This window comes from Nostoc sp. DedSLP04, from assembly GCF_034530775.1.
Classification (GTDB): domain Bacteria; phylum Cyanobacteriota; class Cyanobacteriia; order Cyanobacteriales; family Nostocaceae; genus Nostoc.
Map to the genome: position 1 here is coordinate 1 of NZ_JAVRCL010000031.1, position 12,182 is coordinate 12,182.

The following is a 12,182-nucleotide window of genomic DNA, read 5'->3' on the forward strand; positions in this document are numbered from 1 at the left end:
TTTGTCATTTGTCATTTGTCATTTGTCATTTGTCATTTGTCATTTGTCATTTGTCCTTTGTCTAGAGTCAACCAATATTTACTGTTAATTATTTGCTAATGACCAATGACCAATACTTCTCTGCGAGACGCTACGCGAACGACTTCGCTCAGTAGCAAGTGCCCAATGCCCAATGTCCAATGCCCAATGCCCAATGCCCAATGACCAATGACTACTATTGTTACCTTACTTAACATTTTTTGCTACCACCTCTCGCACGCGATAGATAGGCCGTCCTTGGGATTCGTGATATGTACGCATGAGTAATTCTGCCAAGAGACCGAAGCAAAACAACTGCACTCCTGTTAGTAACAACAGAACTGCTAAAATCAGCAGAGGGCGATTGCCAATCATCTCACCTAAAGCTAATTTGACGAAAGTCAAGTAAATTCCGATCGCAGTGCCCGAAAACATTGAAATCAAGCCCAATAGCCCAAAAACGTGCATCGGACGGGTGAGGAATTTTTTCATAAACAGAATGGTTAACAAATCCATCAATACCCGGAATGTCCGCCAAATTCCATATTTACTACGACCAAAGCGGCGGGCGTGATGATGTACAGGTATTTCGGTAATTCTAGCTCCTTCGATGTACGCCAAAGCAGGTAAAAATCGGTGTAGTTCTCCGTAGAGATTCATATCTGCCAACAGTTCTGCACGATAGGCTTTCAGCGAACAGCCATAGTCATGAATATTCACGCTAGTGGTGCGGCGAATTAGCCAATTGGCAATTTTGGAAGGAAGTAACCGATTTACAGCCCCATCTTGGCGTTTTTGTCGCCAACCACTCACCAAATCGTAACCTTCGTCCAGCTTTGCTAATAACATCGGGATATCAGCCGGATCGTTCTGGAGATCGGCATCTAAAGTAACGATCGCTTTACCGACTGCATAATAAAATCCAGCAGCCATCGCCGCAGTTTGTCCGTAGTTGCGACGCAAAATCACCGCTTTTAAATCAGTGCGGATTTGCGCTTGTTCTTTGAGAAAATCCCCAGAACCATCTGTAGAACCATCATCTACACAAATGATTTCATAATTTACCTGACTAGAAGATAAAGTAGAGGCGATCGCTTCTAGTAAAAGCGGCAAACTCTCCACCTCGTCATGTATTGGTACTACCACCGAAACATCTGGGACATTTGCTGAAATCGCCCCATTTTCCCCCATTACCCCTTGATCGATCAACCCACTCCTCATAAGCCTCAGCATCCTCAGCGTCTCTGTGGTTCGTAACTCTTAAAAACTCTACCAGCACCTCGCAGCTGCTGATAGTACGACTGACTAACCGCATCTCCGTGTTCCGAGAGAATATCAATTCCGATCCCATTCCGTCCCTGCTCTTTCCCAGAACTATGGATATAATAACCATCCGCCAAATAAAGCCCGACATGGGTGGCTTTTTCGCTAGTTCCAAAAAATACTAGATCCCCGGCTGCTAATTCTGCAATTGTAATTGGTTGAGTGAATCCTTCCTGTTGATAGGCATCTCTAGGTAGCCAAATACCCACCGAAGCAAACGCCGCCTGCATTAACCCAGAACAGTCATAATCTGGCCCAACCGTACCACCCCAAAGGTAATAATTTGATTGTTGCATCGCTTTTTGGGTAAAGGCGATAATCTCTGCTAGAAGTTTTTTAATCTCCAATTCAGAAAATGTTGCAGCCTGATAAGGTACAGTAGCAGATTGTAATGAATCAAAATCTGAAACAGATACCCATCCCGGATAGTCATCTTCACATAAATACACCTCAACCGCCGAATTTTGATGATTTGATGTTACCCACAAATGTCTTCCAGATGCAGCTTGAGTTGCTAAACGCGTACATTCAGGAGAATCATATAAATTCAGGTCAGCTAAACACTGATACTCCCCTGATTTTGGATTTTGGATTTTGGATTTTAGATTAAAGGACATTATCAGAGAATGATTTTTTTTAATAAAGACGAACAACTCGAAAATCTTGGGTTAGGCATTTTAGATGCAACTTGGGCAGCATTTGGGAGTTTAGCACGTAACCAAATTGCGCTGACTTGGGTTGTTTACGATCCACCAGTGCGAGTAAATACTGGTGGGGCGTTGACTCCCGACGCTTTTTGGGATCACCCTGTTCGTGGTTTCACTTACCGCGGTGTTGAGCGGATTTATCCTGCCAGTGTAGTCAAGCTATTTTACCTGGTGGCGGTAAACGAATGGCTAGAAAAAGGCATGAGTCAAACCTCCAAGGAGCTGGAGCGAGCTTTGCGGGATATGATTGTCGATTCTAGTAACGATGCTACCAGCTTGATTGTCGATATTTTGAGTGGCACTACATCAGGCCCAGAATTACCAATCGGCCCCTTTGAAACCTGGAAATATCAGCGTAATATTATTAACCGCTATTACCAATCTTTGGGTTGGGAAGAATTGGAGACAATTAACGTCTGTCAAAAAACTTGGGGTGATGGCCCTTATGGACGGGAACGGGCATTTGTGGGAGAGTTGCTAGAAAATCGTAATATGTTGACCACAAATGCGATCGCTAGGTTACTGCATAGTATTGTAGGTGGAGTGGCGGTTTCAAGTGGGCGATCGCAAGCCATGATGGCTTTACTGAAACGTCCTCTCAACGATTTGTCCCCTGACAGTGAGGAAAATCAGGTGACAGGTTTTTTAGGTGGTGGACTGACTGAAAATGCTCAAATTTGGTCAAAAGCAGGTTGGACAAGTCAAGTTCGCCATGATGCCGCGTATATTGAGTTACCAGAACAGCGTCCTTACCTCTTAGTGGTATTTACTGAAGGGAAAGCCCAGGCTCAGAATCGGGATATTTTACCCTTTGTTTCTAAACTAGTTGCCGAAGCGATCGCTAGTCTATGATTTTAGGATTTACCCAGAAGAGATACCCCATTTTTTACTTGTCGTTAGCCATATTTTTGTAACAGTCAAAGTATTGCGCTCACCCCATATCCCGCCCAGAACTTCAGTTCTGGGCTGATAGCTAAAGTCCACTCAAGTGGACTGAAATTCTCTATTTTAGATATGATAGCCATCTATATGGCTGGCTAAAAATTTGGCTTTGCCTAATTGCGGTATGAATCCAGATGTAGAGACGTTGCAATTGCTAGTCTCTACAAGAATTTTAATATCATGCAAAATCATTTTCATACATGAAATCATTTAGTCCTCTTGAGAGGACTTTAGCTATTAGCCTGGGCATAAATTCCCAGGCGGTAAGGGTAAGGATGACTATTTCAACTTAAATTCATCAAACTTCAAAACTTCCGAATCAGGCTTGCGAGTATCAAAGCGATAACTACTTATCGTACCTGCCCCTGTATCAAAGATACTAAAAACCGTAATATCATTACTCGCAATATAAGGCATCGGCTTGCCATCTTCACCCAGTAAAGGGGCAATTGTCGGCACTATCGGTTCTAACCCATTGGGATCGCCAAGCTTAACATAATCCTCTTGATATCCAATTGGTACTTGTCGTTTTCTATCACCCCAAGCAGCACCGTAAGTATTACCCACATTAGATGTCTCCAGAAAGTGCATTCCACTGGGAGTAACAAAGCGGTTCCACAAATGGGAATGCCCATAGAATACCAATTGCACATTAGCCGCTTCAAGTATTGGGACAATATCGCGAATAATATAATCTGCGTCTTTGGGGTACTCGTAACGCACTGCTTTGATTTTGTCGCCATCCCGTTCAATTATTTGAACTGGCTCTGTATAAGCAGGAACTATATTATCACCCAAAGTATGGGGTGGGTGATGAAACATCACAACTTTGTATTTTGCTTGTTGAAACTCAGGGCTGTTAAGTTCCGACTCTAGCCAATTATATTGCTTGCTGCCTTTAGCAATTGGCTCATAAATCACCTGTCCATAACCCCAACCTTCAGGATTATTTAAATCCTTTTCAGCTTCTCGATATCTACCCTTAAACTTTCCATCTAATTTAGGAGTCCGCCACATATTCGTAGCGTACAGTACTACCAAACGCGTATCACCAAAACTAACTGCATAATACCTTTTTCCACCCTCTTTACTTTTTGGTAAAGTGAAAATCTCTTCGTAGGTATTAGTATTAAAAGAATTATCGATTAAAGATTTATCTGGGTAGATTTTTTGAGCAACGACACGGGGGATTGTATCATCAAATTCATCATTTAAACTTCCCGTCCTAGCAAAGCGCCCCATCACCTCATGATTGCCAATGCAAGTAAACATGGGTGTATGTTGAATTATTTGTCCACCAGTGTAGGTTGTCTTAACACCGTCGTGCGTCATTTCATATTTAGCATGACCTTGTAAACCGGGAAACAAGGCACCACCAATATTATCATCAAACCATTCTGAGGCGCGATCGCTAACATTGACCAAATCGCCGGCAAACCACACGCCATCAACTCGCCCCACTGTTTCTACCACCTTTTGTAGATTTGCGGCTGTCATCGGCTTTAATTGATGATCTGAGGTAAGTAGAATTTTTAGTGCTGTATCTGATTTGGGAGTAGCTGCAAGGCTAAAAATATCACTGCTAACACTCTCGTCGTCTTCTCGTATACTCGTAATCCGGTAGTTTACTCGTACATCAGGAGTTAACCCAGTTACCTCAGCCTCATGTCGCCAAATGTCGCGCTGGACGGGTTTTTGATAAACTTGTCCGTCTTGGGTTTGGTTTGCAACTCTTGATTGTTGGTCTTCACGCGTGCGACTGAGTTTGGTAGTACTTGCCCTAGCAGTTTGTTTGAGATTTTCCCCGTAGGTTACTGTGTGATTAACACCAGCAAATTCAGTAAACCAAACTACTTGCACTGAAGTTGCAGTTGGCAATTGCAAAAATGGGTCGGTGAGCAGTTGGGGTACTGATGTCATAATTGTTTGCCCAAATGAACGCACACCTACCAGAGTAAAGCATATAACAAGCACAAGTATCGCTACTGAGGAAATTGTTAGGCTGCGTAAGCGTCTGAGCATGAGTAACACACCAAATTTTAGGGCGATCGCCGAATGAACGCATTTTATTATAAGAAATGTGTGGAAAATCCCGAACAATTACTCCAGCAGCTACCGGATTTATTAAACCGTCAGCAGCAAGTAAACCAGACAGGGCAATTAGTTGCTAAATTCGTAATAATTCAGCACCCAGGAGTCAGAAATCAGAATTTCACAGAAATGCAGTTACGATCGCTAAATTGATGTATCAAGTATTTTTCTGATTCTTTAACTATTCTGACTACTGAATTCTGGCTACTGAATTCTTACCTAAGTTCAATATCAGTGTGAGTAATCAAAAGTGGAAATACAAACTTTTTCCCAACTACTAATTTTTGGCTCTTTTATCGGATTAGTTGGTTGGACTATTAGCAATCAAATTGGCAGAACTCAACTTCAAGTTAAATGTCATGAAGATTGGTTGCTAGATGGTACAGGGCTAATGATTCAAGGAATTTTGATTCCTTTACTACAAGCTACTTTAGTTTATTGGCTTTATCAACATTTATTACCAACTCAGCAAGGAAATTTAAAATTATCATTAATTCCGAGTTTTCTGATCGGGTTTGTTGTGATTGATTATTTATATTATTGGAATCATCGCTTATTACATACAAAATTTTTCTGGAAGGTTCATCAAGTTCATCATACTGTTACTCAGATGGATGTATTAGGAACATCTCGCAACACACTTTGGACAAGTTTGTTAATTATTTATTTATGGATACACACTTTATTTTTATATCTTTTAGCCGATCCTACAGGTTATGTACTTGGAGTAAGTCTAACTTCTGCCTTAGATTTATGGCGACATAGCCGCTTGATAATTCCTGAAAATAGCTGGTTTTATCAATTTTTATCTTCTTGGTTAATCTTGCCACAGGATCATGCTTGGCATCATTGCCGTGAAATCCACAATTATAACTATGGGGCTAATCTCAAAATTTGGGATAAGTTACATGGGACATATTATGAAAGCCAAAAAATGCCATCTATAATCGGAATTCCTAGCTCATTAAACTTGTTTCAAAAACTTTTATTCCCATTTTAATGACTGTTCTAAGTAAAATTCTTTTGTTTTTTCCCGGCTTTGTATTATTGCTAACTGGGGCAGCAATAGTCTATCTCGCCTATTCACCCAACATCTTCAGCATTCTGGGGGTATTCCTGTCTATTTATGGGCTACCAGTGCTAGTTTACCGCTTGCATGAATGGGTTTATCCTGTGCGGGAAGGTATTAGTTATCTACAAAATAAAGAATATAATTCCTGGTGGGGTAGTCATCAAATCCAAGTAATTTTTATTGCAATTCCAGTGTTGGAAGCAGTGTTGCGGTTGATTCCAGGGGTGTTTTCCTGTTGGTTGCGATTGTGGGGTGCTAAAGTGGGGCGAGATGTATATTGGACACCAAGTTTAGAAATTGCCGATCGCAGTTTATTAGAAATTGGCGATCGCGTCGTTATCGGGCATCGTGTCAGTATCTATTCTCATGTCATTAAACCCCGTAAGCAAAATTTAATGTTGTATGTCAAAAAAGTTAAGATTGGCAGCAATGTTTTTGTGGGAGCCGGATCTCATCTTGCTCCTGGTGTCGTCATTGCTGATGGCTCTTATGTACCAGCAGTCAGTAACCTTTACCCTAATCAAAAGGTGCAATAATGCGTCCGATTATTCAGCTTTTTGGGCAAACTCTCGTACCAACGGCGAGGCGATTTCATCAAGCTTTGGATAATCCAGAGTTAACGCAGACATTTGTACAAAAGGAAATTTGCGATCGCCTAATCAAAAGTGAGTATGGTAAAACTTTGGGGATTCATTCTGTAAACGATTGGCAGCGTGTACCAATTGTAGATTATGATACACTCGAACCTTACTTAAATCAAAAACAGCAGCAAATTTCCCTGACACCAGAACCCATTTTGTTCTACGAAAAAACCTCTGGTAGTAGTGGAGCAGTAAAATGGATTCCTTATACTCAATCCTTGCGGCGATCGTTTAATCAAATGTTCTGTGTATGGGCACATGATTTGATTGTACATGGGCCGAAATTTTCCACAGGCAAACTTTATGCTTGTATCTCGCCGCAATTAAATGTAGCTGATAGCCAAACTTTACAAGATGATTTAGATTACTTAGACGGCTGGTTGCGTTGGTTTTTGCGTCCTTGGTTGGTGATGCCAAATAAACTTAATCGGCTACATGATGCGAACTTGTTTAAACATCAACTAGCTTTGGCATTATTAGAAGCGGAAAAACTAGAAATTATCTCTATTTGGAGTCCTAGTTTTCTACAAGTACATTTAAAATATATTCAAGAGAATCAAGATTTATTGCGAGGAGAATTACACAACCGGATTTCGCATCATCGCTTGCAACACCTGTGCGAAAGTAATATTCCCTGGATGCAACTCTGGCCAAATTTGAAGCTGATTTCCTGCTGGGATAGCGCCAATGCAGCAGATCAAGCGCAAGGATTAAGATTAAAATTTCCAGGTGTATTGATTCAAGGTAAAGGACTACTCGCAACGGAAGCCCCAATAACGATTCCCTTGATTGTAGCTGGGGGATGTGTGCCGGTTCTCGATGAAGTTTTTTTCGAGTTTGAGGATGAGACTGGTTGCCTACATGGTTTACACGAACTCAGCACTGGTAACGAATACACGGTTATTTTATCCCAAAAAGGAGGATTGTATCGTTATCGAATTGGCGATCGCATTCGGGTAACTCATTACTATCGCCACACTCCCTGTTTAGAGTTTCTCGGACGACATCAAGCCGTTAGCGATTTGGTGGGAGAAAAGTTGCAAGAAACCTTTGTAAATAATGCTCTGACTCTGCTGAACTTGCAAGAAACTAATTTTAAAAGCTTGATACCTATTGCCGATCCTCCACACTATATTCTATTACTAGATTCGGCAACACAAACCCCAGAAATTATTGCCGAACAGATGGATCTGGCTTTATCAGAATCGTATCATTACAAGAGAGCGCGATCGCTCGGTCAACTTGCACCACCACTAGTTTTAATTTCTAGTCAAATTCCTGAAATATTAGTTTCGCATCGTATGCGTACTGGAAGTGTCTGGGGAGGTATTAAACATCCAATTCTGGCAAAATCACCTATTAGCATTGAACTTTTACAAGAATTGAAGTTGAAAATCGCCGTCAAGACGAAAGACTGATTATTGTAGAGACGGCGATTCATCGCGTCTCTTGCCTTAAATAGTACAACAGTGTTCGTTTTTAATTTTTAATTCCGCCTTGCAGTACTAGCCTTTTAAAATTTGATTAAATATTTAGCGTGATTCTAATTTAGCAACTCGTTCCTCTAATTTATTAACTTGTTGCTTCAATTCAATCACCAAAGTTGCAAGCCGATCGAACATTGGATCTTGCTGTGATAAGTTCCTTCTAGAACCAGTTGACTGTCGTGGGGTAAGTGTTGTTCTTGAAGATGGAGACTGCCGAGTTCTACCTAGCTGAGACTCTAGCTGATTTAACCGCGACTCAACACGATTCAAGTCCGCTTCCAGATTGTAGATGCGGGACTCTACTTGCTGCGATGAGGCAGTTTTAGAAAAAAAACTGCCCCAAAGAATTGTTACTAAAATCCCGGCGATTACTAACACCTTGATTTTTTTCATATCAATAGCTGACTTGCGATCGCAGCCTATCTAAACAAACTTTGTTGAGATAATTTACAGACTAAAAGTCTGTAGATATTTCATCTCTTATCTGGTTGTAAGTTAGAAAATAAACTCTGCCAATCGATATTGACAGTATTTTCTCCCTGTTTAACCTCAAATGTGACGTTAGAAGCTTTTTCTATTTTTAGCGCTTGCACACAAAGTTCTGCCACATCCTCACGGCTGATTTTGCCTCTAATATTGTCACCTTGCTCAAATATTAATTCCTTCCCACCTATGTCTTCAGTTAAAGCACAAGGTCTAATAATTGTATAAGGAATTCCGCTTTCTCTTAAACTATCTTCTCCCTTCAACTTCCAAGTTAAAATTCCTCCCAATTGGTCATTTAATTTCACTGCTGGGGGTTCTTCATCTAAATTAATGCCAGGGCGTCCGGGACGAGTGACACCTGATGAACTGACGAGGATAAATTGTGGTAAACTTGTCCCGCCATAAGCTTTAATTGATTCCAACTGCAAAGCAAAACCACCTGGATAAAATTTGGGATTTAAAGCGCCATCATGTTCAAATTTGCTCAACATCAGTTGGAATGAACAAATTCTACTTTGCTCAATTGGCGGCGCATCTTTGACAACTTTTGCCCGAAATACAGGAATCAAATCTGCAAAGGGAACCTGAATATCTATCCAAGTATTAGCTACGGTATCGAAAGAATAGCTGTAGCCAACACCATCCCATGTTGTATCTGTCCGCAGAAAGATTTTATAGCGTTGACCGTCACCTTTGACACGCAATTTTACACCTTCATAACTAGATAAGTTGAAGGGTGGATCAAAATTCTTAGTTCTGACAGAAGCAAATCCGCCAGAGTTAGCAGTGGAGACATTACCCGCAAATAAAGCTGTATTTTCTACTAATTGGATATTACTGGCACTCACGCCACCCATGACAACATCATCCAACGCTCCCCAGTTATCTTTTAATTCTGCTGATGGCTTGGTGAAATCAAATATTAGTTTTTCGTTTGCTTGGGGTAAGTATTTTGCAGCCGCTTGGACTAAGTTTTTGACTCCTTGATATTCTACATTTTCGGGAGTGTCGCCAACAATTTCTGGTTGGTAAAATTTAACACCTTGATAATATTTAGCTCTATCTGCTGTGTCTCCCTCAACTGGTTGTACGCGTACTGCTGTGCAACAAATTACAGCTTGGATATCAGAAAGAACTAAAGGAGTTAAAGTTTCTGGTTGCGTGATATCCGCAACTACTAAATCGATATCATTACCAAGAATTGACCGCGCTTTGTCAATATCTCGAACTAGAGCGCGAACTTTATAACCTAGTTTACGCGATCGCTGCACTACTCGTTTACCGACACCACCTGTTGCACCTGCTACTAATATTACACCCACGTTTCTTCCCCCATTGGGTCTATATTGATTATCCTTAGGACGACCTTGGATTAATTGCTGTACCCAGTTAAGGAAAGGAATTACCTCAAAGTAAGTCAGGGTTTCGATAAACCTGCCTAAGTCCCATTGAGAACGATTTTTGTCAGTCATATTTGCGTCCTCATAACTTTATTTACTCTAACAATTTTGGGGAGTGGCGAGCAGTGTAGTTCAATTACTTGAAAAGCGCTGTAATTTATTTAGAGCGCAAAAATATCAAAAACACGGTGTAGGCTGTAGGGGAAAGACGAAATGGTAAGCTGAAATTGTAGTTATCTCCGACAAAGGCATCAATTAGTATCGTTACCAGAGCAGTAAAGCAGGCAAAATATAGCTTCCGGGCAATAATGCAAAAACTCCTTTTTAATGACAAAGATAGATTTAGAGCGCAGGCCCTATTCCTTGGTAAAGGTATTAACTTACAGACGCTGGATAATTACGTTTCCTTGGCGAGTATGCCACTAATGATTAGAGCCGGTGAAGAAGGCTACGCAGTATTGTTGGCTTATGGTGCAGTTGTCCTGTTTAACCTTGAGCCTGGAGAAAAGGTAGCCTTTTTGACCAAACTATCCTCTCAAATCAGCGGCCCTTTTGCCGACCCAGAAACAGAAGAGGTAGAAGTTCATCTCAGTATTAGTGAGAGTGAACGAGCCAAAGAAGGAAAAATTTTACTGCATGAATTGAGTATAGAACGCTTGCAGATAGTGGCTGATATTCTCGCCAAGAGTGTTGTGTTGTCTCACTATGAAACCAGCCTAGCGACTGTATTCGATCAAATTGAACCGTTTGCAGCTAGTCTCCAGCGTGAAAACAGAAGTAGACAACAAAGCCGGGAATTACTGCGTCAACTTGGGACTACTCTATTAGTTCAACATAAGATTGTAGGTCAAGTAGAGATTATCGATAAACCAGAGTTGCTCTGGGAATCTCCACAGCTAGAAAACTTATATCTGCGCTTGGAGGATGAATACGAAATTCGTGAGCGTCACCATGCTCTGGAACGTAAACTAGAGCTAATTGCCCAAACCGCTCAAACGGTGCTAGAGTTCATGCAGCATAGCAGTAGTCAGCGAGTAGAGTGGTATGTGGTGATTCTGATTGTGGTAGAGATTCTGCTGTCACTTTATGACATCCTTTTCAAAAACTAATTTTAAATTTGGGGTTGTGAGATGGCGAGGGAGCGATCGCAACTACTCAAAATTCAGAGTGACACTATTAATAAGTTGCAAGCTCGGCTACGAACTGAAACTAGGCAGAAAAAAGCAGCGATCGCCTTGCTTGATAATGCTAAGTTGAAGTATCAATTCCTTCTCAAGTCGTATATGTCAGATATGACTAAACAAAATGACCCTACCAAAATTAACTTTAAAAGAATCTTGTTACTTGTTGGACTTGGAGGATTACCGCTTGGGATTTTAACTATTTTTATTCAAGTTCCACCAAGCTGTGGCTGTAATAATAGCAGTAAGATTACAATTGGAAGTTTTATTAGGGCACAACAAGCATATTTTTCTGAAAAATCAGTTTTTGCTCAATCGTATAGCTTGTTAGAGCTTCGAAATGGAGATGCACCAGCAGCTACAACCCACTATCGATATTCTGTAGAAATGGGTAAGAATAAGTCATTTATATATGCAACGCCGACAAAAGAGCTACCAACTGATTTATTGAAATTAGGTCTGACAAAAAAGGGTTTTAACAGCCTTGTAGGTGCAGTTGCTTACGATAAAAAAAATAAAACTACTGTTTCAATAATCTGCCGTTCCGAGAAACAGACTTTAGATGAACCTCCCAAACCTGTTTTCAAGCAAGATAAGTTTAGCTGCCCTATCGGGTTTCAAACTATCAACTAAGATGGGTTGATGAAAATCGCTAATTCTATTTTTTTATTTGTTATAAACTAATGAGTGATATCATGTCCGCATAATTAGTTATGATTCCCACAATCATTGCACCCCTCCCCGCAAGCGGAGCTACCGTGTATACACAAGTTGAATTACCCCCCTTAATCCCCCCGATGCATTGGGGGGAAACCGGAAAATCCAGTTCCCTCC

Annotated in this window: 13 protein-coding genes; 7 read left to right on the plus strand and 6 right to left on the minus strand. The window is 40.9% G+C overall.

What is annotated here, in order from left to right:
- Positions 1–95 precede the first annotated feature (95 nt).
- Genes RMX89_RS18505 through RMX89_RS18515 form a run of 3 tightly spaced genes read right to left on the minus strand, consistent with a single transcriptional unit; the run spans position 96 to position 1,958 of the window.
- A complete protein-coding gene (locus tag RMX89_RS18505; protein WP_322689958.1) occupies positions 96–236 on the minus strand; it encodes a hypothetical protein in 141 nt (46 codons plus the stop codon).
- Positions 226–1,239: a glycosyltransferase family 2 protein gene (locus RMX89_RS18510; protein WP_322689959.1), complete on the minus strand. Its 1,014-nt coding sequence runs from the start codon at positions 1,237–1,239 to the stop codon at positions 226–228. Before RMX89_RS18510 ends, RMX89_RS18505 begins: the two co-directional genes overlap by 11 nt.
- A 14-nt stretch (positions 1,240–1,253) precedes the next feature.
- Positions 1,254–1,958, minus strand: a complete 705-nt coding sequence (locus RMX89_RS18515; protein ID WP_322689960.1) for a C40 family peptidase — start codon at positions 1,956–1,958, stop codon at positions 1,254–1,256.
- A 9-nt stretch (positions 1,959–1,967) separates the two neighbouring features.
- Between RMX89_RS18515 and RMX89_RS18520 the strand changes: the two genes are divergently transcribed.
- A complete protein-coding gene (locus RMX89_RS18520) occupies positions 1,968–2,900 on the plus strand; it encodes a serine hydrolase (protein WP_322689961.1) in 933 nt (310 codons plus the stop codon).
- A gap of 369 nt (positions 2,901–3,269) precedes the next feature.
- Here RMX89_RS18520 and RMX89_RS18525 read toward each other — a convergent pair whose 3' ends face one another.
- Positions 3,270–4,910 (minus strand): metallophosphoesterase family protein, encoded by a 1,641-nt coding sequence (locus RMX89_RS18525; protein ID WP_322689962.1) that lies wholly within the window; start codon positions 4,908–4,910, stop codon positions 3,270–3,272.
- Between the two features lie 135 nt (positions 4,911–5,045).
- Between RMX89_RS18525 and RMX89_RS18530 the strand changes: the two genes are divergently transcribed.
- From RMX89_RS18530 to RMX89_RS18545, 4 genes are all read left to right on the plus strand, one after another.
- The gene (locus RMX89_RS18530; protein ID WP_322689963.1) at positions 5,046–5,234 is read left to right on the plus strand and encodes a hypothetical protein; all 189 of its coding nucleotides are present in this window, start codon (positions 5,046–5,048) and stop codon (positions 5,232–5,234) included.
- Between the two features lie 97 nt (positions 5,235–5,331).
- The gene (locus tag RMX89_RS18535; RefSeq protein WP_322689964.1) at positions 5,332–6,081 is read left to right on the plus strand and encodes a sterol desaturase family protein; all 750 of its coding nucleotides are present in this window, start codon (positions 5,332–5,334) and stop codon (positions 6,079–6,081) included.
- A complete protein-coding gene (locus RMX89_RS18540) occupies positions 6,081–6,689 on the plus strand; it encodes a DapH/DapD/GlmU-related protein (protein WP_322689965.1) in 609 nt (202 codons plus the stop codon). The genes RMX89_RS18535 and RMX89_RS18540 overlap by 1 nt, the downstream gene beginning before the upstream one ends.
- Positions 6,689–8,212, plus strand: a complete 1,524-nt coding sequence (locus RMX89_RS18545; RefSeq protein WP_322689966.1) for a GH3 family domain-containing protein — start codon at positions 6,689–6,691, stop codon at positions 8,210–8,212. The genes RMX89_RS18540 and RMX89_RS18545 overlap by 1 nt, the downstream gene beginning before the upstream one ends.
- Positions 8,213–8,326: 114 nt before the next feature.
- On the opposite strand, the gene RMX89_RS18550 is transcribed toward RMX89_RS18545, so the two are convergent.
- Positions 8,327–8,674, minus strand: coding sequence for a hypothetical protein (locus tag RMX89_RS18550; protein WP_322689967.1), 348 nt, complete (start codon positions 8,672–8,674; stop codon positions 8,327–8,329).
- Between the two features lie 80 nt (positions 8,675–8,754).
- Positions 8,755–10,239: a CIA30 family protein gene (locus tag RMX89_RS18555; RefSeq protein ID WP_322689968.1), complete on the minus strand. Its 1,485-nt coding sequence runs from the start codon at positions 10,237–10,239 to the stop codon at positions 8,755–8,757.
- Positions 10,240–10,475: 236 nt separating this feature from the next.
- On the opposite strand from RMX89_RS18555, the gene RMX89_RS18560 reads away from it, so the two are divergent.
- Together RMX89_RS18560 and RMX89_RS18565 are read left to right on the plus strand one after the other, a co-directional pair.
- Positions 10,476–11,276, plus strand: coding sequence for an RMD1 family protein (locus tag RMX89_RS18560; RefSeq protein ID WP_322671700.1), 801 nt, complete (start codon positions 10,476–10,478; stop codon positions 11,274–11,276).
- 183 nt (positions 11,277–11,459) lie between these two features.
- Positions 11,460–11,981, plus strand: coding sequence for a type IV pilin-like G/H family protein (locus tag RMX89_RS18565; RefSeq protein ID WP_322689969.1), 522 nt, complete (start codon positions 11,460–11,462; stop codon positions 11,979–11,981).
- Positions 11,982–12,182 lie beyond the last annotated feature (201 nt).

Bases quoted from the DNA above. Each gene is read 5' to 3' on its own strand.
- RMX89_RS18505 (WP_322689958.1), bottom strand. From the start codon at position 236: ATGTTAAGTAAGGTAACAATAGTAGTCATTGGTCATTGGGCATTGGGC.
- RMX89_RS18510 (WP_322689959.1), bottom strand. From the start codon at position 1,239: ATGAGGAGTGGGTTGATCGATCAAGGGGTAATGGGGGAAAATGGGGCG.
- RMX89_RS18515 (WP_322689960.1), bottom strand. From the start codon at position 1,958: ATGTCCTTTAATCTAAAATCCAAAATCCAAAATCCAAAATCAGGGGAG.
- RMX89_RS18520 (WP_322689961.1), top strand. From the start codon at position 1,968: ATGATTTTTTTTAATAAAGACGAACAACTCGAAAATCTTGGGTTAGGC.
- RMX89_RS18525 (WP_322689962.1), bottom strand. From the start codon at position 4,910: ATGACATCAGTACCCCAACTGCTCACCGACCCATTTTTGCAATTGCCA.
- RMX89_RS18530 (WP_322689963.1), top strand. From the start codon at position 5,046: ATGAACGCATTTTATTATAAGAAATGTGTGGAAAATCCCGAACAATTA.
- RMX89_RS18540 (WP_322689965.1), top strand. From the start codon at position 6,081: ATGACTGTTCTAAGTAAAATTCTTTTGTTTTTTCCCGGCTTTGTATTA.
- RMX89_RS18545 (WP_322689966.1), top strand. From the start codon at position 6,689: ATGCGTCCGATTATTCAGCTTTTTGGGCAAACTCTCGTACCAACGGCG.
- RMX89_RS18550 (WP_322689967.1), bottom strand. From the start codon at position 8,674: ATGAAAAAAATCAAGGTGTTAGTAATCGCCGGGATTTTAGTAACAATT.
- RMX89_RS18555 (WP_322689968.1), bottom strand. From the start codon at position 10,239: ATGACTGACAAAAATCGTTCTCAATGGGACTTAGGCAGGTTTATCGAA.
- RMX89_RS18560 (WP_322671700.1), top strand. From the start codon at position 10,476: ATGCAAAAACTCCTTTTTAATGACAAAGATAGATTTAGAGCGCAGGCC.
- RMX89_RS18565 (WP_322689969.1), top strand. From the start codon at position 11,460: ATGACTAAACAAAATGACCCTACCAAAATTAACTTTAAAAGAATCTTG.